This is a genomic window from Amycolatopsis sp. NPDC001319 (assembly GCF_042896185.1).
In the GTDB taxonomy this organism is placed as follows: domain Bacteria; phylum Actinomycetota; class Actinomycetes; order Mycobacteriales; family Pseudonocardiaceae; genus Amycolatopsis.
On sequence record NZ_JBIAWY010000013.1, the window covers coordinates 178,156 to 200,781 of the forward strand.

20 protein-coding genes and 2 tRNA genes are annotated in these 22,626 nt (G+C 71.1%); 12 read left to right on the forward strand and 10 right to left on the reverse strand.

Features of this window, described 5'->3' with window-relative positions; genetic code table 11:
* The first annotated feature begins 16 nt into the window (after window positions 1-16).
* On the forward strand, window positions 17-1,459 hold the full coding sequence (locus tag ACFY1H_RS39030) for a hypothetical protein (RefSeq protein WP_366579478.1): 1,443 nt from the start codon (window positions 17-19) through the stop codon (window positions 1,457-1,459).
* Between the two features lie 64 nt (window positions 1,460-1,523).
* Here the strand turns inward: ACFY1H_RS39030 and ACFY1H_RS39035 are convergent, their stop codons facing one another.
* The gene (locus tag ACFY1H_RS39035) at window positions 1,524-2,882 is read right to left on the reverse strand and encodes a class I adenylate-forming enzyme family protein (RefSeq protein ID WP_386955012.1); all 1,359 of its coding nucleotides are present in this window, start codon (window positions 2,880-2,882) and stop codon (window positions 1,524-1,526) included.
* Window positions 2,883-3,552: 670 nt separating this feature from the next.
* On the opposite strand from ACFY1H_RS39035, the gene ACFY1H_RS39040 reads away from it, so the two are divergent.
* Window positions 3,553-4,623 carry a glycoside hydrolase family 3 N-terminal domain-containing protein gene (locus tag ACFY1H_RS39040; protein WP_386955015.1) on the forward strand — a complete coding sequence of 357 codons (1,071 nt, stop codon included), beginning with the start codon at window positions 3,553-3,555 and terminating at the stop codon, window positions 4,621-4,623.
* On the opposite strand, the gene ACFY1H_RS39045 is transcribed toward ACFY1H_RS39040, so the two are convergent.
* Together ACFY1H_RS39045 and ACFY1H_RS39050 are read right to left on the reverse strand one after the other, a co-directional pair.
* Entirely contained in the window at window positions 4,620-5,843 is a 1,224-nt protein-coding gene (locus ACFY1H_RS39045; RefSeq protein ID WP_386955187.1) for an MFS transporter, read from the reverse strand. The two genes, ACFY1H_RS39040 and ACFY1H_RS39045, sit on opposite strands and share 4 nt — an antisense overlap.
* Entirely contained in the window at window positions 5,834-6,328 is a 495-nt protein-coding gene (locus tag ACFY1H_RS39050) for a MarR family winged helix-turn-helix transcriptional regulator (RefSeq protein WP_386955018.1), read from the reverse strand. The genes ACFY1H_RS39045 and ACFY1H_RS39050 overlap by 10 nt, the downstream gene beginning before the upstream one ends.
* Window positions 6,329-6,585: 257 nt before the next feature.
* On the opposite strand from ACFY1H_RS39050, the gene ACFY1H_RS39055 reads away from it, so the two are divergent.
* Both ACFY1H_RS39055 and ACFY1H_RS39060 read left to right on the forward strand, forming a co-directional pair.
* A complete protein-coding gene (locus ACFY1H_RS39055) occupies window positions 6,586-7,449 on the forward strand; it encodes a hypothetical protein (protein WP_386955021.1) in 864 nt (287 codons plus the stop codon).
* 101 nt (window positions 7,450-7,550) lie between these two features.
* The gene (locus tag ACFY1H_RS39060) at window positions 7,551-8,102 is read left to right on the forward strand and encodes a hypothetical protein (protein WP_386955024.1); all 552 of its coding nucleotides are present in this window, start codon (window positions 7,551-7,553) and stop codon (window positions 8,100-8,102) included.
* A 471-nt stretch (window positions 8,103-8,573) separates the two neighbouring features.
* On the opposite strand, the gene ACFY1H_RS39065 is transcribed toward ACFY1H_RS39060, so the two are convergent.
* On the reverse strand, window positions 8,574-10,034 hold the full coding sequence (locus ACFY1H_RS39065) for an alpha/beta fold hydrolase (RefSeq protein WP_386955027.1): 1,461 nt from the start codon (window positions 10,032-10,034) through the stop codon (window positions 8,574-8,576).
* A gap of 123 nt (window positions 10,035-10,157) precedes the next feature.
* Between ACFY1H_RS39065 and ACFY1H_RS39070 the strand changes: the two genes are divergently transcribed.
* From ACFY1H_RS39070 to ACFY1H_RS39090, 5 genes are all read left to right on the forward strand, one after another.
* Window positions 10,158-11,306 (forward strand): CaiB/BaiF CoA transferase family protein, encoded by a 1,149-nt coding sequence (locus ACFY1H_RS39070; protein WP_386955030.1) that lies wholly within the window; start codon window positions 10,158-10,160, stop codon window positions 11,304-11,306.
* 47 nt (window positions 11,307-11,353) lie between these two features.
* Entirely contained in the window at window positions 11,354-11,863 is a 510-nt protein-coding gene (locus ACFY1H_RS39075; RefSeq protein WP_386955033.1) for an isochorismatase family protein, read from the forward strand.
* Between the two features lie 644 nt (window positions 11,864-12,507).
* Window positions 12,508-13,944, forward strand: a complete 1,437-nt coding sequence (locus ACFY1H_RS39080) for an MFS transporter (protein ID WP_386955036.1) — start codon at window positions 12,508-12,510, stop codon at window positions 13,942-13,944.
* A complete protein-coding gene (locus ACFY1H_RS39085; RefSeq protein WP_386955039.1) occupies window positions 13,941-14,501 on the forward strand; it encodes a TetR/AcrR family transcriptional regulator in 561 nt (186 codons plus the stop codon). The genes ACFY1H_RS39080 and ACFY1H_RS39085 overlap by 4 nt, the downstream gene beginning before the upstream one ends.
* A 69-nt stretch (window positions 14,502-14,570) precedes the next feature.
* Complete coding sequence (locus ACFY1H_RS39090) at window positions 14,571-15,128, forward strand: DUF4232 domain-containing protein (RefSeq protein WP_386955042.1); 558 nt, start codon at window positions 14,571-14,573, stop codon at window positions 15,126-15,128.
* On the opposite strand, the gene ACFY1H_RS39095 is transcribed toward ACFY1H_RS39090, so the two are convergent.
* Entirely contained in the window at window positions 15,053-16,216 is a 1,164-nt protein-coding gene (locus ACFY1H_RS39095) for a mandelate racemase/muconate lactonizing enzyme family protein (RefSeq protein WP_386955045.1), read from the reverse strand. The genes ACFY1H_RS39090 and ACFY1H_RS39095 overlap by 76 nt on opposite strands.
* Before the next feature lies 1 nt (window position 16,217).
* The gene (locus ACFY1H_RS39100; RefSeq protein WP_386955048.1) at window positions 16,218-17,078 is read right to left on the reverse strand and encodes a fumarylacetoacetate hydrolase family protein; all 861 of its coding nucleotides are present in this window, start codon (window positions 17,076-17,078) and stop codon (window positions 16,218-16,220) included.
* A 136-nt stretch (window positions 17,079-17,214) separates the two neighbouring features.
* Here ACFY1H_RS39100 and ACFY1H_RS39105 point away from each other — a divergent pair, with 136 nt between their 5' ends.
* On the forward strand, window positions 17,215-18,432 hold the full coding sequence (locus tag ACFY1H_RS39105; RefSeq protein ID WP_386955051.1) for an FAD-dependent monooxygenase: 1,218 nt from the start codon (window positions 17,215-17,217) through the stop codon (window positions 18,430-18,432).
* Window positions 18,429-19,460 carry a cupin domain-containing protein gene (locus ACFY1H_RS39110; RefSeq protein WP_386955054.1) on the forward strand — a complete coding sequence of 344 codons (1,032 nt, stop codon included), beginning with the start codon at window positions 18,429-18,431 and terminating at the stop codon, window positions 19,458-19,460. Before ACFY1H_RS39105 ends, ACFY1H_RS39110 begins: the two co-directional genes overlap by 4 nt.
* Window positions 19,461-19,464: 4 nt before the next feature.
* Here the strand turns inward: ACFY1H_RS39110 and ACFY1H_RS39115 are convergent, their stop codons facing one another.
* Window positions 19,465-19,926: a MarR family winged helix-turn-helix transcriptional regulator gene (locus ACFY1H_RS39115; protein ID WP_386955057.1), complete on the reverse strand. Its 462-nt coding sequence runs from the start codon at window positions 19,924-19,926 to the stop codon at window positions 19,465-19,467.
* A 347-nt stretch (window positions 19,927-20,273) separates the two neighbouring features.
* Here ACFY1H_RS39115 and ACFY1H_RS39120 point away from each other — a divergent pair, with 347 nt between their 5' ends.
* A complete protein-coding gene (locus ACFY1H_RS39120) occupies window positions 20,274-21,677 on the forward strand; it encodes an FAD-binding oxidoreductase (RefSeq protein ID WP_386955060.1) in 1,404 nt (467 codons plus the stop codon).
* Window positions 21,678-21,693: 16 nt separating this feature from the next.
* Here ACFY1H_RS39120 and ACFY1H_RS39125 read toward each other — a convergent pair.
* The 3 genes from ACFY1H_RS39125 to ACFY1H_RS39135 form a co-directional block, all read right to left on the reverse strand.
* A tRNA-Val gene (locus ACFY1H_RS39125) sits at window positions 21,694-21,768 on the reverse strand.
* Between the two features lie 26 nt (window positions 21,769-21,794).
* Window positions 21,795-21,866: transfer RNA gene (locus ACFY1H_RS39130), tRNA-Val, on the reverse strand.
* Window positions 21,867-21,958: 92 nt separating this feature from the next.
* The gene (locus ACFY1H_RS39135; protein WP_386955063.1) at window positions 21,959-22,609 is read right to left on the reverse strand and encodes an FMN-dependent NADH-azoreductase; all 651 of its coding nucleotides are present in this window, start codon (window positions 22,607-22,609) and stop codon (window positions 21,959-21,961) included.
* Between the last annotated feature and the right edge of the window lie 17 nt (window positions 22,610-22,626).

Below are 22,626 nucleotides of genomic sequence, written 5' to 3' on the forward strand. Positions count from 1 at the left end.
CAGGGAGAAACCCGAAATGTTGCGTACTCGAGTTGCGATGCTCGCCGCCCTGGTGGCGACGGGTGTGGCGGCGCTGACGGCGTGCGGTTCCACCGCCGGCACGCCGAGTGCCGCTCCGGCCGGTGCCGGGGGCGCCGACCTGGCTTCGTCGGTCAACTTCCTGACCGGCACGGCCCAGGAGAACGGTGCGCCGCAGAACACCGGCGACTTCGCCGACCCGGCCGACACCAACGCCGCCGAGCAGTGGGTGGAGCTCGACGCCGGTTCCGCGTCCGGCCTGAACCCGGTGGTGCTGAACGGAAAGGGCTTCCTGCTCTACCGCTTCGACAAGGACAGCCCGAAGCCGCCGACGTCCAACTGCAACGGTGACTGCGCCAAGACCTGGCCGCCGGTCACGGTGAAGGCGGGCGGCAAGGTGTTCCTCAACGGCATCGACAAGAACGACGTCGGCTTCGTCAAGCGCCAGGACGGCACGCTGCAGGTCACGATCGGCAACTGGCCGGTGTACAAGTTCAGCGGCGACTCGCAGCCGGGCCAGGCCAAGGGCCAGGGCGTGGGCGGCACGTGGTTCGGCGTCACGCCGGAGGGTGGCAAGGCCCAGACCTCGCAGGAGGGCACCGACCCGACGACCGGTGTCGACTACAAGACCGGTACCGCCAAGGAAAACGGCGCGGACATGACCCAGGGCGACGACTACAAGGGCCCGCGTACCGACGACGCCGCGATGAAGTGGGTCCAGCTGACCCGCGGTTCGGCCGGTGGCCTGAACCCGATCGTCCACGACGGTGCCGGCATGACGCTCTACCGCTTCGACAAGGACAGCCCGAAGCCCCCGACGTCCAACTGCAACGGTGACTGCGCCAAGACCTGGCCGCCGGTGCTTGTGAAGCCGGGTTCGCGCATCTTCGTCAACGGTGTTCCCGCCGCCAAGATCGGCATCCTGACCCGTGCCGACGGTTCCCGCCAGGTCACCATCGGCGGCTGGGCGCTCTACCGCTTCTCCGGCGACAAGAAGCCGGGCGACATCAACGGTGAAGGCGTCGGCGGCACCTGGTTCGCCATCTCGCCGAACGGTGGCAAGGTCCTGCCGAAGGGCGGCGCCCCCGCCTCCAGCGGCCAGGCGGCTCCGCCGGCGTCGTCTTCCTCGACCGCGACCCCGCCGTCCTCGAGCACCACGACTCCTCCCGGTGGCGTGACCCTCGGCAACGGCAGCGCGATCCTCGACAGCGGCATCAACTTCTCCGAGCCCAACGGTTCCTTCGGGGTCTCGGGCCCGGGTTGCGTCGCCAACCCGCAGCCGACGCAGGTCTCCTCGATCCAGCTCAGCGGTGGCCCGGTGAAGCTCTGGAAGGGCCCGAACTGCACCGGCCAGTCGATGGTCATCACGGCCAGCGTGCCCGACCTGAGCAAGATCGGTTTCGACAAGCAGGTCGCCTCGATCCGCTTCGGCGACAAGTGAAGTAACCACTAGCCGAAGAGCCGGGGTGTGCGCCGACGGGGGGTGCACACACCGGCTCTTCCTTTTACGCGATGTGGCGGGAATGGCCGGACCAGAACGGTTCGGCCAGTTTTCGTTTGTCCACTTTGCCCACCGGGGTGAGGGGGAGCTCGGCGGCGAAGTCCACGGTGGACGGTACGAAGTGGTCGCCGCCCAGTGCTTCGCGTACGTGGTGGCGCAGTTCTGCCTCTGTTGCTTTTGCGTGGGTGACGACGACGGCGTGCACCAGCTCCCCCTCGCCGTTCTGCCCGGGCACCGCGAAGACGGCCGCGGCTTTGACGGCGGGGTGCGTGAGCAGGGTGTGCTCGATGGCGGTCGAGGGGACCTTGGTGCCGTGCTCGCCGGTGATGATCACGTCGGCGATGCGGTCGTGGAGGTAGAGGTAACCCTCGTCGTCGAAGTGGCCCAGGTCGCCGGTGGGGAGCCAGCGGTCGGCGATCGGTGGTTCGCCGTGGTAGCCGTCCATCATGGACAGTCCGCGCACGAGGATCTCACCGTTTTCCGCGCGGGCTTCCATGCCCGGGACGATTCGTCCCACGGAGCCGAGTCGGTGGGCTTTCGTGAGTTCTTTCGCGGAGATGCTCGCGATCATCGGCACTTCGGTCAGGCCGTATCCCTGGCCGACTATCGAGCCGAAGGCGTCGAGCGCCTGGGCGAGCCTGTTGGGCGGAAGCGGGGCGGCGCCGAGTGAGAGGGATTTCAGGCTGGAGACGTCGGTGCGCGCCAGCGCCGGGCTGTCGAGGACCTTGGCCAGCCTGGGCGGCGTGAGGGCGAGGCTGGTGACTCGGTGGGTCTCGATGTCGTTCAGGAGTTCTTCGGCGTCGAAGCTCGTGCGGAGGACCACTTTGTTGCCGCTGAGCAGCGCCCCGAGCGCCGCGGCGTTGCCGGTCATGTGCGTGAGCGGGGCGGTGACGAGGACGGTTTGGGTGCCGTCGGGGGAGAAGATGTGGGCCATGCCGTCGTAGATGCCGGTGTGGCGGATGAGCTTCGGCGCCCCGGTGGTGCCGCCGGTGGGGAAGATCGCGGTGACCCGGTCGGGGAGGGTGTCCGGAGTGGATGGTTCCTTCGTGGCAAGCTCGTCGAGGTCGAGCAGGGTCGCCCCGGTTTTCTCGAGGGCGGCCTGTCGGGCCGGCTTGCTCGCCGACGCCGCGACGAGCAGCACTTCCAGCCCCCGCAACTGCGCGGCGACCTGCGCGACGATCACTTCGGGCCGGTTGGGCGAGTCGATGGCCACGATGCCGGTCTTGGTGCTGAGGCCGGTGTGGATTCGGCGGAGCGTGTCGGCTGCGGCGCGGTAGGTGGTAACGCGCCCTTCGTGGTGGAAGAGCACGGTGTCGCCGCCCTGGTCGAGCATGGTGAGGACGCGGGTCAGGAAGAAGCTCACCTGCGGCACGGTAGCCCTATCCGCTCCGGCCCATGCGGTGCAGCAGCATCGCTTGTGGCGTCGGGCCGGGTGTTCCGTGCGGCGAGGTGAAGAAGCGGTTCTGCTCTCGGCCGAGATGGGGGTTTCGGCGAGGCCGGCGTAGATGGTGTCGAGGTGAGTGGTGATCCGGGTGACGAGGACTTCGTCGGGCCGAGCTTCCCATGGTGCGGGGGTGGGGGCGACGGCACGTTGGAATCCGCGGGGTGGTCCTCTGAAAACTTCCTGGGTGGCAAGGTTTCTAACGAACGGTCGCCTACTGCCACTCGAACGTGTCCGAGTCGGGCAGGCGATCCGACGGAGTTGTCCACACCGAGGCCGAGTTGTGGATAACTCCGCCTCAGCCGGGCTTCTGAACGATTTTCATCGGGGGTGGGCGATAGACTGGACGTGGGACGCCCCCCTGGGAGGGCGGGGGATTTCGGTGGGTCGATTCCGCCGATTCAGGGTTGCCGGAATGGTGTAGACGCGTTCACTGGCGGTGGGTTGGGCATTGGGAATTCGGCCAAGTCGCCGAGTCAACCGTGGTCGTGTGCGCGCGTATTCGCAGATTCCGGACATCACGCACCCTTCGGTCGGAAGGTTTTCGCCGGTCACTCCCAGGGGTTACCGTGGGCGCACTGGAGGGAGTGCCATGAAGCGAGTCGTGCAGGTGGTGGCCGCGGTGGCGGTGGCGGTCGTGACGGTGGGGGCCGTGCCCGGGGCCGCGGGGGCTCGGGAGCTGACGCCGAGGCAGTTGGCGGGGCAGCGGGTCATCTACTCGTACGCCGGGTTGACGCCGCCGGATCAACTGCTGCAGCGGATTCGTGCGGGCGAAGCGGGTGGGGTGATCTTCTTCGGCGAGAACATCTCGTCGAGCGGCCAGATCGCGGGCGTGGTGAAGCAGCTTCGCGACGCGGCGGCGCAGAGCCCGGTGCACGAGCCGTTGCTGTTGATGACCGACCAGGAAGGCGGGCAGGTCCGGCGGCTGCCGGGTGAGCCGACGCTGTCGGAGAAGCAGGTGGGGCAGTCGGCGAACCCGGAGGCGGCGGCGAAGGCGGCCGGGACGGGCGCCGGCAAGAACCTCGCGGGCGTGGGGATGAACGTCAACCTCTCGCCGGTGCTCGACGTCTACCGGCAGGCCGGGAATTTCATCGACGAGTACGGCCGCTCGTACTCGAGCGACGCCACCACGGCGGGCAAGCTGGGCCGCGACTTCGTCGCCGCGGAGCAGGCCACGGGCGTCGCGTCGACGGCGAAGCACTTTCCCGGGCTGGGGGCGGCGCCGGCGGGGAGCAACACGGACGTCGCGCCGTTGACGTTGAACGTGCCACTTCCGGAGCTGCGTACGAAGGACGAAGCGCCGTACGCGGGGACGGCGGCGAAGCTCGTGATGCTGTCGTGGGCCGTGTATCCGGCGCTCGACGCAAGTCACCCGGCGGGCCTCTCGCCGACGGTGGTGCAGAACGAACTGCGCCAGCGCGACGGGTTCCGCGGCGTCACCATCACCGACGCCCTCGAGGCCGGCGCCCTCCAGGCCTACGGTGACACGGGCAACCGCGCGGTACTGGCGGCGAAGGCGGGCGTCGACCTGATCCTCGCCTCCGGGCGTGACGTCAACCAAGGTGACGCGGCGGCCGACGCCCTGGCCAGGAACCTCGGCGGGATTCCGGACTTCACGGCGTCGGTGGAGCGGATTTCGGCTCTGCGCAAGGGATTGTCCTAGCGTACGGCGAACCGTCGCAGGCCCGGCGTCGTCACGGCGACGGCCGCGACCGCGGCCACGCACAGCAACCCGCCGCTGACGAGTGACGCCAACGCCGACGTCGGCGCCGCCACCAACCCGGCGCGCAGGTTGCCGAGATCCGGCCCCGCCTGTCCGACGATCTGCTCCGCGGCAGCGACGCGGCCGAGCAGCTCGTCGGGGGTGTGCAGCTGAACCACCGTGCTCCGCGAAACCACCGACACCGTGTCCGCCGCACCTGCCAGCGCCAGGAAACCCAGGCCCAGCCACGGATTCGTGGTGAGCCCGAACAGCGTCAGCGCGAGCCCCCAAGCGGCCGACCCGGCCAGCATCACCACCCCCGGCCGCGGCAGGCGGGTGAAGACGCCGGAGAACACCGACGCCGCGACGCCGCCGACGGCGATCGCGGTCAGGAACAGACCGAGGGTGCGCGGGTTGCCGCCGAAGCGTTCGGCGTTGACGAGCGGGAAGAGGGTCATCGGCATGGACAAGACCATCGCGGCGAGGTCCGTGAGCAGCGCACCGCGGACGGCGGGCGTGCGGACGAGGAACGCGAGACCGTCGGCGATGCCGCGCAGGCCGGGGCGCGCGGAGTCGCCGGGTTGCATCGCGGGCAGGCCGAAGGCGCCGTAGAACGCGCAGCCGAACGTCACCGCGTCGACCGCGTAGCAGCCGGTCACGCCGGCCCAGCCGATGAGCACGCCGCCGATCGCCGGGCCCAGCAACATGCAGCCCTGGAAGGAGATCCGGTTGAGCGCGAGCCCGGCGGCGACCTGTTCGCGAGGTAGCAGCCGGGGGATGAACGTGCGCGACGCCGGCCCGGCGCCCGCGACGAAACACGACTGCACCGCGAGGATCGCCAGCACCCCGCCGACGGGGAACCCCGGCACGGCGCTCTGCGCGACCAGCAACACCGAGCACGCGGCCTGCGCCACCGTCGTCACCAGGTAGAACCGCCGCCGGTCGACGCGGTCCACGAGCGAGCCCGCGAACAACCCGAACACGACGATCGGGACCGCCTGCGCGAGCCCGACGGCGCCCGTCCACACCGTGCTGCCCGTGCGTTCCCAGACCTGGAACAGCACGGCCACGAGCGTCAGCTGCGCGCCGAGCACCGAGCACGTGCGCCCGATCCACAGGCGCCGGAACTGCGGCGACGTGCGCAACGGCGTCACGTCGAGCAGCTGCGCTCTCATTGCCAGGCCTCGTCGCCTTCGAGCTTCTCGGCGATGCGGTCGTGGAAGCTCTTGCGCGCCAACGCTTTCTCGACGTCCACGACCACCTTGCTCAGCGGGTACGGGATCTCGGCCTCGAGGTCGACCAGTGCCGCCTCGGTCGCGCGCCACTCCGCCGCGAGCCGGTCGACGATCGCCTCGGCCTTGGGGGTGAGCACCACCTTCTTGCTGCGCGCGTCGTCGCCCGTGGTGGTGGTGACCAGGCCGGCCTTGCGCATGGCGGCCACCTTCTGGCTCAACGCCGAGTGCGTCCGCTCGACCGACGCCGCCAGCTCGGTGATCGTCATCGGCCCGCGCGCGTGCAGGCGCAGGAGCTCCATGACGAAGCTCGGTTTGAGGCCCTCGATGCCACGCTCGGTGTAGAGGCGGCCGATGTCGTCGTCCATGGCGTTCTGGAGCAGGCGCATGGGGCGCCAGAGGCTCTGCTCGGTGGGGTCGGTGAACTCGGGCATGTGGGGAGTGTAACAGAGCTTATATAAGTGCTGTTACATCTGGGCCGTTCGAAGGAAAGTGTTCCGGTGACTGGGAAGTCGGCTGATCTGATGTGGCACAAGGGAAAACTCGTGCCGCGAGGCCGGTTCGGAAGTCGATCACGCGGGTAATTTCCCTTCGCCGGCAAAGGATTCCCCACCGTGGCCGGCCTGGAGGATGCATGCGTCTTGAGCCGAGGTTCACCCGTCGGGCGGTATTCACAGCGGCGTTCGCGGGGATGGCCGTGAGTGCGTGCGGGGCGGTGTCGCGGCGGGTGCCGGCGGGGGCGCCACCGCAGCCGTCTTCTTCGCCGCCGCCACCTCCGCCACCTCCGCCGAATGCGCTGGCCACGAGCTTGCTCGTCGGCTTCTGCGGCGCGCCGCACGCGAAAGCCCTCGGCGAGATGACCGGTGATCTCGCGGCGGCCGGGCGCGAGCTCGTCGGGCAGGCTGGCGCGTATCGGACGGCGGTGACGCCCGTCGTCGAGCTGATCGCGACGGCCGCCCACCGCACACCCGGGCCCGACGGCAGGTACCGCACCCGCGCGTCCGACAGCACGATCGCCGACTACCTCGCCGAAGCACGGGCGCTCAAGGGTGTGCTGCTGCTCGACATCCAGCCCGGCCGGGCGGATTTCCTGCCCGAGGTGCGGGCGTACGAGCGGTGGCTGGCCGAGCCGGACGTCGGCGTCGCGCTCGACCCGGAGTGGGCCGTCGAGCCGGGTGTGGTGCCGGGCGAGAGGTTCGGGCGGACGACGGGCGCCGAACTCGACGGCGTCGCGACCTACCTCGCGCAGCTCGCGCACGACCGTCGGCTGCCGGACAAGATCATGGCGTACCACCAGGTCGCGGCTTCGATCGTCCGCGACGAGGCGGCGCTGCGCCCGCACCCGGGCGTGTCGGTCGTGAAGGTCGTCGACGGCATCGGCAGCGCGGCCGCGAAGAAGGCGACCTGGCGCACGCTCATGGCGGCCAAACCGGAGCACGTGCTGGCCGGTTTCAAGCTGTTCTACGAGGAGGACACCCGCCACGGCGCCGCGCTGATGACCCCGTCCGAGGTACTCGCGCTCACGCCGAAACCCGCGTACGTCGTGTATGAGTAAGCGCCCCCGATCCGGGTGACACCCACGCGTGTGGTCCTCCGCTCGGCGCCGGGCGGAACGGGCACTCTTGCTGCGGACCCTCCACGACGGGAGCAGCTCGCATGCACGCCTGGTGGCCCCTCGCGACGGTCGCCGCGGTGTTCGCGGCGCTCGCCCTGGTGCACCTCCGCCGCTCGGCCCTGCCGCGCGGCACCGGGCAGCCGGCCGCGGCGCCTTCGCCCCGGCGGCTGCTGTCTCCTGAACCGCCTGTTGTCGCCGCCCAGCGCGGCCGCGCCCGCCACCGCCTGGAACCGGCCACCCGCTCTCGGCTCGAGGCCGACCCCCTGGCGCGCTACCCCGTGGCACGGCAGCGCCCGGTTCCCAACGCCGTCGCCCAGCGCCCCACCGGCCCGGCCTCGACGCCGACGCAACCCTTCGCGCTCCCGCAGCCCCGCACCCGCGACACCGACTCACGTAACTGGCCCGCGGCCGCACCCCCGCGCCCCACCCCGCCGACCCGCCGCCGCACCCGCCCCGGCAAGATCATCCCCGACCCGGCCTGGCCGGGGCCCCCGGTCTCCCGGCCCCGCCCGGCGGCTCCCGATCCGCCCGGACGGGACCGGGAACCGCGCACCCGGCCGAATCGCCGGGACCGCAACCGCCCTGCCGATTGACGTCGGTTTCCCGGCTGCGGCGAACCTGGCTTCGGAGCGGGGCCGTCGAGCTGTGTGCAGCTCCGGTGATCCGTGTTGGCGAGGGTGTCGGTGGGATCGTCACCGCTTCGACGATTGACCCGGCCGCGGCGGCCTGGCTTGGGAACGTCGACTGCCGCGAACCTGGCTTCGGAACACGGCCGGGGAGCTGTCTGCCGTTTCCGTGATTGATGGCGAGTCTCCGGGCCAGCGCACCGAGATCCCGGCGGCGGGAACGGAATCGCTCGCTGTTCAGCGGCCGGCCGGTGGCGTCGTGTTGACGGTCGACCGAGATCAAAACCGGTGCTCTCGGAGATCGCGGTCACCCGGACGGTTGACGGGAGCCGCGGCCGGGTACGTAAGAGGCAGCCCGCCGCTGTGGTCCCTCCCCCCACCTCTGCGGCGGCGGGCGCGGGCCGGGCCTCGACTGCGAGGCCCGGCCCTGCTCCTGTCCTACGTGGACGGAACTGCCGGCTCGCCCGGGCACGTGCCCGTGGCCGTCCGACCGGTGCTGAAGAACTCCACCGCCTTCGAGCCGCACGCCACGAGGTCGAGGGAGCCGTGCGCGCCGTTGTCGACGGTGAGGAGGGAGCCGCCGATCGTGCGGCGCATGTCCCGAGCCCAGGAGGCCGGGGTGGTCGTCTCGGTGCGGTGGCCCACCAGTTGGAGCGGGCTCGAGCCGCGGGTGAGGTGCCAGGGCTGTTGAGGCAGCGGCCATCCCGCGCACCAGTGCTGGTAGCCGGCCATGCCGTGGAACAGCGGTGACGACGCCTGCCGCTGCTGTTCCTCGCGCCACATCGCGGGTTCGCTCGGGTCGGCGCCCTGGTCGTTGCACAGCACGGAAACCTGCATGAGCAAGCCCGCGAAGTGGCTGTCCTCGAGGCCGAAGCCGGTGAACTCCGGTTCGTTCCCGACGAGCGGCGGGTTCGTGCCGTCGCGCAGGGCGGTGAGGGTGTCGGCCATGGCAGGCCAGTGGGATTGCTGGTACGTCAGCACGGTGCGGAGGTTGCCGCCGCCGAAGGTGAGCGGTTTGCCGTCGGCGGTGACCTGGCGCGGGTGGGCGTCGAGGCCGGCGGCGAGGGCGGTGACGTCCGCGCGGATCTTCGCGGCGTCGGTGCCCAGGTGGTACTGGCCGTCGCGCGCGGCGAGCCAGGCGGCGAATCGGGAGAAGTTGGCTTCGGCGGCGTCGACCTGGCCGTCGTTCATCGTGCGGAGGCTGAAGTCGGGCGGCATGACGGAGTCGAGCAGCATGCGGTCGACGTGCTGGTCGTAGCGGCTGCGGTACACGGCGCCGAGAGCGGTGCCCCACGAAACCCCGAAGAAGCTGATCTTCTGCTCGCCCAAGGCGATCCGGATCTGGTCGAGGTCGCGCGCGACGACGTCGGTGGAGAGGCTCGCGATGAACTCCGGGTCGTACGCGGTGCAGCGGGCGTTCTGCTTGGCTGTCTGCTCGTAGCCCTGCCGGTACTGCTCGGCGGGCGGCGCGCTCGGGTCGGGGTTCGGGCCGTCTTCGGGCGCGATGTCGCATTCCTTGCCGTCGCTGAAGCCGACGCCGCGTGGGTCGAAGCCGACGATGTCGTGGTCCACGCCCATGCCCGCCACGGTCGTGTGGCTCAGGGTGACCGGCATGTCGAGTCCGGAGTTGCCCGGCCCGCCGGGGTTCACCACGATCACGCCCTGGCGCTTCTCCGGTGCCGTCGCTTTCAACCGGCTGACCATCAGATCGAGGCGGCGGCCGTCGGGGTGGGCGTAGTCGAGCGGGACGGAGACCTTCGCGCACTCGGTGCGCGCGTCGGTCTGGTCCCACTCCTTGATCAGGGTGCGGCACGGGGTCCAGGCGAGTGCCGCGGGCGTGGCCGCGACGACCGCCGGCAGCGCGACGACGATCGCCAGCAAGGGGACGAGCTTCTTCATGATGATCATCATCGCGGTGCGCGCGGCGGGCTGCCTCGGGCGATCGGGTCACAAACCCGGCCGATCGGCTGATGTGCGGTCCGGAGGTAGCCTGGCGCGACGGTCGCCGGCGAAAGGATTTCGATGCTGCCCCTGTCCGAAGTCACGGTGGTTTCCCTCGAACAGGCCGTGGCGGCGCCGTTCGCGACGCGGCAGCTGGCCGACCTCGGCGCGCGCGTGATCAAGGTCGAGCGGCCGGGTTCGGGCGATTTCGCGCGGTCGTACGACGCCACCGTGCGCGGGCTGTCGAGCCATTTCGTGTGGCTCAACCGCAACAAGGAGTCGATCGCGCTGGACCTCAAGCAGCCGGGGCAACGGCGGGTGCTCGACGCGTTGCTGGAGCGCGCGGACGTGTTCGTGCAGAACCTTGCGCCGGGCGCGGCTTCGCGGCTCGGGCTCGGGCCGGAGGAGCTGCTGGCGCGGCACCCACGGCTGATCGTCTGCGGCATCTCCGGCTACGGCACCGACGGCCCGTATCGCGACAAGAAGGCCTACGACCTGTTGGTGCAGTGCGAAACCGGCGTCCCCGCGCTCACCGGATCGCCCGACGAACCCGCGAAGACGGGCATCCCGGTCGCGGATCTGGCCGGCGGGATGTACGCGTACAGCGGGATCCTTTCGGCGCTGTACCAGCGCGAACGGACCGGTCGCGGGCAGGCGTTCGAGGTGTCGCTGTTCGACGCGCTCACCGAGTGGGTCGGGTTTCCGCTGTACTACACGGTTTACGGCGGCACCCAACCGGCGCGAACGGGACTTTCGCACGCGGCCATCGCCCCGTATGGGCCGTACGTGTGCGGCGACGGCGAGACGATCTTCCTCGCCGTGCAGAACGACCGCGAGTGGCGGCGGCTGTGCGCCGACGTGCTGGGTCGGGCCGACGTCGCGGATTCCTTCGCCACCAACGACGAACGCTCGGCCCGGCGCGACGAGCTGCGGGTGGTGATCGAGGACGCCTTCGCGCCGCTGGACTCGGCGACGGTGCTCGCCCGCCTGGATGCGGCGTCGATCGCCAACGCACGGCTGCGGACGATCTCGCAGCTGGCCGAGCATCCGCAGCTGGCCGAGCGCGAGCGTTGGGGCACAGTGGATTCGCCGGTGGGGCCGTTGCGGGCATTGGTTCCGCCGGTGACGGTGGCGGGGCGGGAGCCGCGGTTCGACCCGATCCCGGACGTGGGGGAGCACACTTCGGCGTTGCTGGCGGAGCTGGGTTTTTCCGGGGGTATGCCGGACTGACGGTTTTTGCCGGCGTTTTTGTCGGGGGCGGGTGCGATGCTTCCGGCATGGTCCCCGTGCTGATCTTGATCGACGTCCAGAACAACATGCTCCTCCCGCCCGAACCGGTGCCTTCCGCGGCCACCGTCGCCCCGGCGATCGAAACAGTGCTTTCCCGCGCGCGTGCCGCCGGCGCGCCGGTGGTGCACGTGCGCAACAACGGCACCGACGACGATCCCGACGTACCCGGAACGCCGGGCTGGGCCCTGGTCCACGACGTGCTCCCGGGCGAACACGTGGTGGACAAGACCACCCCCGACTCCTTCGCCGACACCCCTCTGTCCACGCTCGTGCCCACCGGCGCACCCCTCGTCGTCGCCGGCATGCAAAGCGACTTCTGCGTCCGCGCAACCACCCTCGAAGCCCTCCGGCGCGGCCACCCGGTCACCTTGGTCACCGACGCCCACGCCACCTACGACGGCTCCGTTCCCGCCGCCGAGGCCTCCGCCGCGGTCGCCGCCGAGCTGGCCGCCGCGGGCGCGTCGCTGACCTCGAGTGAGGTGGTCCACTTCGGCTGAGGGGGATCGCAGCTGCCGGGTTGGTCATCGCAAGGTAGGGTAAGTCATCGGGTGATGACATCAACTGATGACTGAGGTGTGGCGCGATGTCCGACATGGGCGAGATGCGTGGAACACCCAGGCGGCTCGCTTCGTGCGCGCTGCCGGGGTGGGCCGGTGAGGTGATGCCGCGCGGGCTTTTGCCTGGTGGGCGGTGGTTGCCGGGGCGATCCGGATGCGGTCTCGGCGACTTGGCGGACGCGGGCAGCCTGTGTGTGCGCTGCGGGTTTGTCGTGAGCGGCCGGCAGAAGCCGCCCGTACGCGGCTCGGGCGAGGTGTCGGAGTGCGGTGTGCCCGCGGCCGATGACGCACCACGGCGCCCCGCGAGCGCCGCCGATTCGCAGGTGCGCGGCCCGGGCGCGGCGCCGGAGTTGGGCAGCTCGGCGCTCGGCCCGGACAGAAGGCGGGCCGAGCGCGAGGCGGCGGAACCTGCCGGGGCTGAGTGGCAAGTGCGCGGCCGGGGATGGGGCGGGCCGGCGTTTGGTGTGTCAGGTGGGCGGGCCCCGGGTGCCGAGGGAGAGGCCGCCGGGCGCAGCAGCGCTGAGGAATCGGCGCGTGGTCCGGAACCGGCGTCGGCGTCGGTGCAGGGCAGCCGTGTTCGTGAGGTGCCCGGCGCGCGGGCCGGCCGCGCGGCGACCGACGTGGCCGAGAGCGGCGCGGCACAGCGAGCCGCGCGGGGGTTGGTGCCCACGCTGGTGTTCCTCGGGCTCGTCGTGGCGGTGATCAGCAGTCTGGGGGCGCCGCTGATTCCGGCGGTGGCTGTGGTGCACCGGGTGTCGTTGGGGGATGCGCAGTGGTCGTTGACGGTGACGTTGGTGGTCGGGGCGATGGTGACGCCCGTGATGGGGCGGCTGGGGGACGGGCCCGCGCGGCGGCGCGTGATGCTGGCCGGGCTGGGGCTCGTGGTGGTGGGGTGTGTGCTGGCGGCGTTGCCCTTCGGGTTCGTGGCGTTGCTGGTGGGGCGGGGGTTGCAGGGAGCGGGGCTGGGGCTGACGCCGCTGACGATCGTGGTGGCGCGGGAAGCGTTGGTGCCCGCGAGGGCGAGGCCGACGATGGCGGTCCTGTCGATCACGACGGTCGCGGGGGTCGGGCTCGGGTATCCGGTGACCGGGCTGATCACGGAGCTGGGTGGGCTGCAGGCGGCGTACTGGTTCGGGGCCGTGGTGGCCGCGGTTGCGTTGGTGGCGGCGATCAGGGTCTTGCCCCACGCCGGGAACGCCCAGGCGAAGCGGCTGGACGTGCCGGGGGCGATTTTGCTGGGCGTGGGGCTTGGCGCGTTGCTGCTGTGGATCAGCAAGGGTGAGGAGTGGGGCTGGGGTTCGGCGGCGTCGATCGGTTCGGTGGTCGTCGCGGTGGGCGCGCTCGTCGCGTGGGTGTGGCATGAGGGACGCAGTGGCCACCCGCTCGTCGAGTTGCGGTTGCTGCGGCTGCCGGGGGTGCTGGCGGCGGACGTCGCGGCATTGCTGTCGGGCACGGGGATGTATCTGCTGACGTCGTTGATGGTGCAGTTCGTCCAGACGCCGCCGGCCGACGGCGGGCTCGGCGGGTCGGTGGTGGTGGCGGGGCTGGTGTTGCTGCCGTTCTCGATCGGGAGCCTGCTCGCCAGCCGGATCGCGGCGCCGGTGATCCGGCGGGGGTGGGGGCGCGTGCTGATTCCCAGGGCTGCGCTGGTCGGGCTCGTGAGTGTCGGCGCGTTCGGCTTCGTGCGGCACGACTACGTGGTGCTCACCGTCGTCATGGCGGCCACGGGGCTCGCCGTCGGCACGGTGTTCGCCGTGCTGCCCGGCATGATCACGCGCGGGGCGCCTCCGCACGAGACGGGCAGTGCGATGAGCTTCAACCAGGTGCTGCGCTACGTCGGCTACTCCACCGGCAGCGCCCTCAGCGCCGCGATCCTCGTCGCGCACACGCCGGACGGGCAGCACTTCCCGAACGCCGTCGGCTACACGGTCGCGGCCTTCGCCGGGGTGGCGGTGTGGGTCCTGGCCGCGGCGTTCGGCATGCTGCTGCCCGGAAAAACGACCGAAGGAGCGCGCCGATGACGGACCGACCCACCCCGCGGCGACGGGATGCCGGGAGAACGCGGGCCGCGCTGCTGGCGGCCGCGGCGGAGTTGTTCGCGGAGCGCGGGTACGCGCAGGCCACGATCCGCGACATCGGCGAGCGCGCGGGCGTCGATCCGGCCATGATCGCGCGGTACTTCGGGGGGAAGGCGCAGCTGTACGTCGCCGTGTTGCAGGAGGAGACCGGCGACGAGGAGCTGGCCGATCTCGGGGACACCGAGCGGTTGCGCGGGCTGGTCGGGCGCGCGGTGCGGCAGGGGCCGGGGCCGTTGTACCAAGTTGCGCTCCACCCGCACGACGACGTGAAGGCCAACGAGTTCTCCCGGGAAGAGCTGCATCGACGGATCGTGACACCGCTCGCGCGCCGGCTGGCCGCCGAAGGTGTCGAGCAGGCACAGGCGCGCGCGGAGTTGCTGACGGCGGCGTTCGCCGGGGTGCTCATCGGGCGGACGTCGGGTGTGCTGCCGGAGCTCGCGGAGCTCGACGAGGAGAGCCTCGCGGCCTTGGTGACGCGGCTCGTGTCCTCTATGGAGTGAACGCACCGGAACCTGTTTCGGCCTCGGCCGTCCTGGGTAGTGAGGAGCCGTCCACGAAGGGGAGTGCACATGCGGGGTAAGACGATCGCCGCGGGTATCGCGGTGGTGTTCACACTGACGGCCTGTTCGAGCACCACACCACCACCGCCGCCGGCCCACACCGCGCCGGTGAACGCGGACAAACCCGCCGTCCAGCACGAAACCCACCAGTCCTTCCACGCCGAGCTCACCATCCAGGACCAGGGCCTCGGCCTGCTCGCCCTCGAGAACACCGGCAAGGACCCCGTGACGATCCAGGGCTGGCCGGCGCTGCAGTTCCTCGCCGCCGACGACTCGCCGCTCAAGGTGCCCACGAAGAACGTCGACATCCCCGGTGCGGGCCCGTCCATCACGCTGCGCCCGGGCACCAACGCGTTCGCCGGCGTCAAGTGGGAGACGGGTGACAAAGGCAGCCCTGACACGTTCGTCGCGACCACCCTCAAGCTCACCCCGCCCCACGGCACGAGCGCGACGGTCGTCGACGTGATCGGCACGGACGGCAAGAAGGTCGGCTACCCCGAGTTCGACGTCACCTCCGTCAAGGTCGGCACACTGCAGCCCAGCGCCCAGGGCGTACTCGTCTTCTGACCACGCCTCACCGGACGCGCAGATCGTCCAAAAGCAGACAGATTCCACCGCATCCCGTGACCCGGACGATCCGGCGGGGACACGCGTCCGTTGTGGACGGCCAAGGTCTCCTGCAGTACGTCGTCGATCAGCGGGAAGTGTTCCACGTACGGGCAGTTCGGCACGGCTGCCGCCAGATGGACGTGCAGTTCCGGCAGGAAGTGCGGGCTCAGCGTCGCGCCGAACGCCTCCGCGACGGCCGAGATCCGCATCCATTCGGTCACGCCACCCGTCAGCGGCACGTCCGGCTGTAGCACCGAAGCGGCGCGCGCATGCAGGTACGCCGCGAACTCGAACCGCCCGTGCAGGTGCTCGCCGACGGCGACGGGCACCGGCACGGCGGCGGCCAGCGTCGCGTGGCCGGTGACGTCGTCGGACGAAAGTGGCTCCTCCAGCCAGTAAACGCCGAGGCCCGCCAGCCGGGCCGCGGTCCACAACGCGGTCGGCAGGTCGAGGCGTTCGTTGGCGTCGATCATGATCCGCACGCCGTCGCCCACGGCCTCGCGCACCGCGCGCACGCGGGCCACGTCTTCTTCCGCCCGCCGAGCGCCGACACGCAGCTTCACGGCGTGGTAGCCCTCGTCGAGGTACGCGCGCGTGCCGTCCACCAGCTGCTGCACCGACATCGCGTGTGTGGCCCGGCCGCTGCCGTAGATCTCGACGTCGTCGTGGTGCGCGCCGAGGAAGCGGAACAACGGCAGGCCTGCGCGGCGGGCACGCAGGTCCCACACCGCGATGTCCACTGCGGACAGTGCGGGCAGCGCGAGCCCGCGGCCGAGCCGGTGCGTGTCGTCGCGCACGCGTTGCCACACCTGTGGCCAGTGGTCGAGATCGGCGCCGACGACGTGGTTGCGGACCGTGCCGGTGAGCAGTGCGTGCACTCCGTCGGCGCCGCCGGTGAGCGCGTAGGTGAACCCGGTGCCGGTCGCGCCCTCGTCGTCGGTGACGGTGACGAGCAGGAGGTCGACCTTGGTCGCGCCGGAACCGCCGCGGCCGGCACCGAGCGGAATCCGCGACCACGCCGTGGTGACGTCGGTGATCGAGGGCATGTCAGTCCTTTCCGGACGGACGGGTCCCGGTGGGCGAAACCGTGCCGTCGGAACCGGCCACGGTCACGGTGAGCGTGCCGATGCTCGACAGCGTCACGGAAACCTCGTCGCCCGCGCTCAACGGCCCGACCCCCGAAGGCGTGCCGGTGGCGATCACGTCGCCAACCTCCAGCGTCATCACCGTCGAGATGTAGGAAACCAGCTTCGCGACGCCCCAGATCAGGTGGCGGGTGTTCGAAGACTGCCGGTGCACACCGGCGACCGTGCAGTCGAGGTCGATCGCGTCGGCCGCGTCCGCCTCGTCGGTGGTGACCAGCCACGGGCCGAGCGGGGTGAACGTGTCGAACGACTTGCGCGTCGACCGGTCCTCCCCGCCCCGCATGGTGATGTCCAGCAGGCCGGTGTACGCGACGACGTGGTCGAGCGCCTCGGCTTCGCTCACGTTCCGCGCCCGCTTGCCGATCACCGCCGCCAGTTCGCCTTCCTGGTCCACGCGCCGGTCGGCGTAGGGCAGCCGGACCACACCGCCGTGTGCGATGATCGACGACGGAGCCTTGAGGAACACCGCGAGGTCGCTGATGTCGACCTTCAGCTCCATTTCGGACTTGTGGTCGCGGTAGTTCACCGGCGCCGCGACGATTTTCGACGGGTCGGGCACCGGTGCGTCCAGTGAAACTTCCGCCAGCGCCACGCTGTTCGTCGCAGAGGGCGCGGGCAGTGAGTCACGGACCTCGGCCCACCGGGCGAGCAACCGGCGCATCGCGCCCGGCTCGCCGTACCCGCCGGCCAGATCGCCGAGATCGACCACCCGGTCGTCGGCGAGGTAGCCGACCCGCCCGCCGTCGTAGGTCACCAGTCGCATGCGTGTCCGTCCCGTGGCCGGGGGCGGCCCGAGAAGCCGCCCGCTGAAAATTCCATCTGTACACGGACGGTATGACCCGGCCAGGCAGGAGTCAAGCCATTGACAGGCACGGAAGCCGTCTGCGACATTCGTCAGCATGCTGACGAAAAGTTCCTCGCGACGCGGCGGGCTGCTGGTGCTGGGTGGTGGCATCGGGGGCTTGGCCGCCGCGCTCGCCCTGGCCCGCGACGGCCACGCGGTGCGGGTGCTGGAGCAGGCACCCGAGTTCGCCGAGATCGGCGCCGGCCTGCAGGTCGGCCCCAACGCGTCCCGTGTGCTCGACCGCCTGGGCGTGCTGGAAGCGGTGACGCGCGACGCGTTCTTCCCCCGCAGCCTGGTGCTGCGCGACGCGATGACCGGCGAACGCATCACCTCGCTCGAGACCGAAGCGTCGTTCGAAGGCCGTTTCCGGCACCGGTACTTCGTGACGCACCGCGCGGACCTGCACCGGGCTCTCCTGGACGCCTGCCTGGCCACCGGAAAAGTCGAGCTCCTGGCGGGCAAGCACGTCGTCACCGTGCGACCCGACGCCACCGTGGACTGCGCCGACGGCTCCCGCTACGAAGCCGAAGCGCTCGTCGGCGCCGACGGTCTGCACTCACCGACCCGCGCCCTGCTCATCGGCGACGGCGAACCGGAGGACTGCGGTTACGTCGCCCACCGCGGCACCGTGCCCGTCGAGGAGGTCACCGGCGGCCTCACCGAGCCCGACAGCATGGTGATCTGGGTCGGCCCCGGCCTGCACCTCGTGCAGTACCCCGTGCGCAGCGGCAAGCTGTGCAACCAGGTCGCCACCTTCGACACCCGCCGATACCCCGCGCAGCACGGTGATCTGAGCCGCCAGCTCGACGACGCTTTCCGCGGCACCTGCCCCGAGGTCGCCCGCGGCATCGCGCTGATCGACCGCTCGCGGCGCTGGGCGATGCTCGACCGGCCACCCGCGACGGGCTGGAGCCAGGGCCGCGTGACGCTCGTCGGCGACGCCGCGCATCCGATGCTGCAGTACCTCGCGCAGGGCGCGTGCCAGGCGATCGAGGACTCCGTCGCGCTCGCCGACAGCCTCGCCGCGCACGACGACGTCGAGACGGCTTTCCTTGCCTACGAGCGCATCCGCGCCCCGCGAACCGCCCGCGTGCAGACCACCGCCCGCACCTGGGGTGACCTTCTGCACCTCGACGGCGTCGGCGCGTTGCTGCGCGCCCATGCGCTCAAACCCCGCGCCGCCGACGACTTCGAGATCGTCGACTGGCTCTACGGATTCGACCCCACCAGCACCCAGCCCGCCCTCGCGGCGGCTCGAAGGAGGACCTCATGACCGTGACCACCGGCGAGGCCTACGAGCAGCTGGCCGCGCAGAGCGTCGGCACGCTCTGGCGCCACCTCGGCGACCTGTTCCCGGCCGAACCGCCCAGGCGCGCGGTGCCGTTCCGCTGGGACTACCGCGGCCTGCGCCCATACATGCTGCACTTCGCCGACGCGCTGTCGATCGAGGAAGCCCAGCGACGCGTGCTGATGCTGATCAACCCGGGGCTGCGGCAGGAATCCGCGACGGTGACCGGTCTCTACGCCGGGATCCAGATCATCCTGCCCGGCGAGCAGGCGCAGGCGCACCGCCACTCCGCCAACGCGTTCCGCTTCATCATCGAGGGTTCCGGCGCTTACACGACCGTGTCCGGCGAACGCGTCCACATGCACCCTGGCGACCTGCTGCTGACGCCCGGCTGGCACTGGCACGACCACTACCACGAGGGCGAGGGCCCGATGATGTGGCTCGACGGCCTCGACTTCCCGCTCGTCAACTCGCTCGACACCCAGTTCTTCGAGCTCCACTCCGAGACCGCGCAGAAGGTTTCCGTGCCCGACGGGCTTTCCTCGGCGCAGTTCATCCACGGCCGCCTGAACCCCGCGTGGATCGCCGAGCGCAGTGCGAACTCGCCGATCGGCAACTACCCGTGGGCCGAGACCTCGCGCGCGTTCGAGGCGATCGCGGACAACGCCGACGGCAGCGACGTCGACGGCGTGGTGCTGGAGTACACGAATCCCTGGACCGGCGGTCCGGTGATGCCGACGGTGTCGTGCCGCATCCAGCGGCTCGTCCCCGGCTTCCGCGGCGAAGCCCGCCGCCACACGGCCGGCACGATCCTGCACGCCGTGCGCGGCGAGGGCACCACGATCGTCGACGGCCACGAGCTCACGTGGGGGGAGAAGGACATCTTCGTGGTGCCGTCGTGGGCGACCTACCAGCACGTGAACTCGTCGAAGTCGCAAGACGCGGTGCTGTTCTCCTACTCCAACGAGCCGGTGGTGCGGGCGCTCGGCCTGTATCGCGAAGAGCTGCTGTGAGCGCTCAGTCCTGGTAGTCCAGCAGGCCGCGGTGGTGTTCCAGCAGCGACTTAAGGCTGTCGACGAGCTGCTTGCGTTCGGTGGTGTCGAGGCCTTCGAGCATCCGGTCGTTGACCTCCACCGCGCGCTCGGTCGCCTCGGCGTACAGGGCGCGCCCGGCGCTCGTCAGCCGCACGACGCGGCGGCGGGCGTCTTCGGGGTCCTTCACCTGGCTGACCAGCCGCCGGGCGACGAGCCGGCGGATCACGTCCGCGGCCGTCGAGCGGTCGAGGCGGGCGCGGGAGCGCAGCGTCGTCTGGGTCAGCGGGCCCTCGTGGGCCAGCGCGTGCAGCACCGCGAACTGCGGCGAGGTGAGGCCGCCGGGGAACACGTCGGACCAGATGGCGACGTGCAGCTGCTGCGTGGTGCGCAGCAGGTGCCCGATCATCCCGTAGAGGTCGAACTCGACCGGATCGGACTTCGCCATCGCCGAACACCTCCGCCCGCGGACCGGTCGTCCGGATACGGACGAACTCGGGGTGAAGGATACAAGCCGCCTGCTCGGCCGGCGGACGCCGCGCTGAGGCCGGCCGTCGCGGATGAAGCCGCGGTGCGGCCGTGGACGCGGCACTTCGATGCGCTGGAGGTGCGGAACTCCGGAGTGTTGCGGGGAATCACGGGCTGGGTCGTCGCGACCGCCGGCCCCCGACGGGGATGCCCCGGCCCCGTGAGGTGCCCCATCGTCCCTTCGCGACGGTGACCTGCGTCGCAAGTCTGATTCGCGTTTCACGGGCCCGGTGAGGCTGGGGCCGTCGAGCGCGAGAGGCGAAGCCGATGAGCCCTTACGAGACGGCGGCGTCGGAGTCGCTGGCCCCGGCCGAGGTCGCCGGGCTGTCGAGGCGGCTCACCGGTCCCGTCGTGCTGCCCGGCGACGCGGGGTTCGAGGCCGAGTGCGCGACCTTCAACCTGGCCACGCCGCTGCGGCCCGCCGTGGCCATCGGGGCGGTCACCGTGGCCGATGTGCGGGAGGCGGTGCGGTTCGCGGCCGACCGGGCGCTGCCGATCGCCGTGCTCACCACCGGGCACCAGGTCGTGAGCCGGGCGCGCGGCGCGGTGCTGGTCACACTGTCGCGAATGGACGCCGTGGAGGTAGACCCGGTGGCCGGGATCGCGCGGGTGCAGGGCGGCGCGCGCTGGAGCCAGGTCACCGAACGGGCCGGCGAGAGCGGGCTGGCGGGCGTGAGCGCCGCGTCACCCACGGTGGGGGTCGTCGGCTACCACCTCGGTGGCGGGCACAGCCCGATTCTGGGGCGGACGCACGGATACGCCGCCGACCACGTGCGCGCGTTTCGGCTCGTCACGGCCGACGGTGCCGTGCGCGAGGTGACCGCGGACGCCGAGCCCGAGCTGTTCTGGGGCCTGCGGGGTGGCAAGGGGAACTTCGGCGTGGTCACGTCGATGGAGTTCTCGCTGTTCCCCGTGCGGTCCTTCTACGGCGGCGGCTTGTTCTTCGCCGGAGAGCACGCCTTGACGGTCCTGCACGCCTGGCGGGAGTGGGTGACGGCGCTGCCGCGGGAGGTGTCGTCGTCGATCGCCTTCCGGCGCCGCTCGCCGGCGGCGGAGTTGGTGGTCCACGTGCGCTTCTCGTCCCTGCGCCCACCCGTTGAGGCCCAAGCCGCGCTGGCGCCGCTGCGGGCCGTCGCCCCGGCCGTGCGCGACACCGTCGCCGAGACCGCGTACCGCGACGGTCACCGCCTGCACCTGGACCCGTCGGCGCCCGTCGGGTGGCTGCAGCGCGCGGCGGCCCTGCGGTCGTTCCCGGCCGAGGCGGCCGACGCGCTCCTCGCCGTTGCGGGTCCGGATTCCGGCACCTCGCTGCGTTCCGTGGAGCTGCGGGCGCTGGGCGGGGCGCTGGCCGACGAGCCCGCCGTGCGGAACGCCGTCGCCGGTCGCGGTGCGCCGTGGGCCCTCGTCGGGGCCGGCGCGGCGGAGGTTCAGCTGGACGTCCTGGTCGAGACGCTCGCGCCGTGGACGCAGGACGAGCGGAACGCCAACCTGCTGTCCCAGGCCACAACCCCCGCCGAGGTTCGCGCCGCGTACGGCTCAACGCGCTACGAGCGGCTCGCGCGGCTCAAACGGCGCCACGACCCGCAGAACCTCTTTCGCGTCAACCACAACATCGCGCCGGCGGCCGGCCCGTCCGTGCCCTGGACAGCACGATGGCCCCGGATCGAGTGATCCGGGGCCATCGTGGTGGTGGGCGATACTGGGATCGAACCAGTGACCTCTTCGGTGTGAACGAAGCGCTCTCCCCCTGAGCTAATCGCCCTCCAGGTGAGTCCACATCGGACTACGTGCGCGATACTGGGATTGAACCAGTGACCTCTTCCGTGTCAGGGAAGCGCTCTCCCGCTGAGCTAATCGCGCGCTGCGGGAAGCCAGCTTAGCGAACCTTCCACGCAGCCTTCCACCGGGGCCACCCTTCCGGCCGACGGTTACGAACGGAAGCATGAACATCACTAACCGTGACGAACGAGCTCGTTGAGCTTCTCGGCGTGCCGGCGGGCGAGGTCGTGGGATTCGGCGAGGGACTCCTCGTGCAGGTGCAGCAGTGGGCGCAGTTGGTCGACGGTGGGGGCGAAGGTCAGCTCCGGCGTGATGAAGTGCACGTCGAGTCCGAAGAGGACGGTGTCGCTGAGGATGGTGTGCAGGGCGGGCACCAGGTGGTCCTTGCCGTGCTGGGGAGCGCCCGGGCCGTAGCCCCCGCCGCGGGCGGAGACGACGACCGCGGGGCGCCCGGCCGTGGGGGCGGCGCCCGGGCCGAGGCCGATCGTGCGGCCGGGGACCATGACCTGGTCCAGCCAGGCCTTGAACACCGACGGGATCGAGTAGTTGTACATCGGCACCGCGAACAGGTACGCGCTCGCGTCGAGGAACTCGCCGACGAGCTCGTCCTGCAGCGCCGCGGCGGTGGCCTGCTCGGCCGTGCGGTCGCCGGGCGCGACGGCGCGCGCCGTGATGCCGGCGGCGTCGAGGTGGGCGACCGGGCTGCGGGCGAGATCGCGGGTGACGACCTCACCGGTCCAGGTCTCGGTGAAGGTGTCGGCCACGCGCCGGGAGTACGACGTCTCCGGGGTGGCCGAAGCGTTGACGCGCAAGAGGTACGACATGGGTCTCTCCGGAAGTT

What these genes read in the sequence shown, in the direction of transcription:
- ACFY1H_RS39030 (WP_366579478.1), top strand. Translation starts at nt 17, where the DNA reads ATGTTGCGTACTCGAGTTGCGATGCTCGCCGCCCTGGTGGCGACGGGT.
- ACFY1H_RS39040 (WP_386955015.1), top strand. Translation starts at nt 3,553, where the DNA reads ATGAAGCGAGTCGTGCAGGTGGTGGCCGCGGTGGCGGTGGCGGTCGTG.
- ACFY1H_RS39050 (WP_386955018.1), bottom strand. Translation starts at nt 6,328, where the DNA reads ATGCCCGAGTTCACCGACCCCACCGAGCAGAGCCTCTGGCGCCCCATG.
- ACFY1H_RS39055 (WP_386955021.1), top strand. Translation starts at nt 6,586, where the DNA reads ATGGCCGTGAGTGCGTGCGGGGCGGTGTCGCGGCGGGTGCCGGCGGGG.
- ACFY1H_RS39060 (WP_386955024.1), top strand. Translation starts at nt 7,551, where the DNA reads ATGCACGCCTGGTGGCCCCTCGCGACGGTCGCCGCGGTGTTCGCGGCG.
- ACFY1H_RS39065 (WP_386955027.1), bottom strand. Translation starts at nt 10,034, where the DNA reads ATGAAGAAGCTCGTCCCCTTGCTGGCGATCGTCGTCGCGCTGCCGGCG.
- ACFY1H_RS39070 (WP_386955030.1), top strand. Translation starts at nt 10,158, where the DNA reads ATGCTGCCCCTGTCCGAAGTCACGGTGGTTTCCCTCGAACAGGCCGTG.
- ACFY1H_RS39075 (WP_386955033.1), top strand. Translation starts at nt 11,354, where the DNA reads ATGGTCCCCGTGCTGATCTTGATCGACGTCCAGAACAACATGCTCCTC.
- ACFY1H_RS39085 (WP_386955039.1), top strand. Translation starts at nt 13,941, where the DNA reads ATGACGGACCGACCCACCCCGCGGCGACGGGATGCCGGGAGAACGCGG.
- ACFY1H_RS39090 (WP_386955042.1), top strand. Translation starts at nt 14,571, where the DNA reads ATGCGGGGTAAGACGATCGCCGCGGGTATCGCGGTGGTGTTCACACTG.
- ACFY1H_RS39095 (WP_386955045.1), bottom strand. Translation starts at nt 16,216, where the DNA reads ATGCCCTCGATCACCGACGTCACCACGGCGTGGTCGCGGATTCCGCTC.
- ACFY1H_RS39100 (WP_386955048.1), bottom strand. Translation starts at nt 17,078, where the DNA reads ATGCGACTGGTGACCTACGACGGCGGGCGGGTCGGCTACCTCGCCGAC.
- ACFY1H_RS39105 (WP_386955051.1), top strand. Translation starts at nt 17,215, where the DNA reads ATGCTGACGAAAAGTTCCTCGCGACGCGGCGGGCTGCTGGTGCTGGGT.
- ACFY1H_RS39110 (WP_386955054.1), top strand. Translation starts at nt 18,429, where the DNA reads ATGACCGTGACCACCGGCGAGGCCTACGAGCAGCTGGCCGCGCAGAGC.
- ACFY1H_RS39115 (WP_386955057.1), bottom strand. Translation starts at nt 19,926, where the DNA reads ATGGCGAAGTCCGATCCGGTCGAGTTCGACCTCTACGGGATGATCGGG.
- ACFY1H_RS39120 (WP_386955060.1), top strand. Translation starts at nt 20,274, where the DNA reads ATGAGCCCTTACGAGACGGCGGCGTCGGAGTCGCTGGCCCCGGCCGAG.
- ACFY1H_RS39135 (WP_386955063.1), bottom strand. Translation starts at nt 22,609, where the DNA reads ATGTCGTACCTCTTGCGCGTCAACGCTTCGGCCACCCCGGAGACGTCG.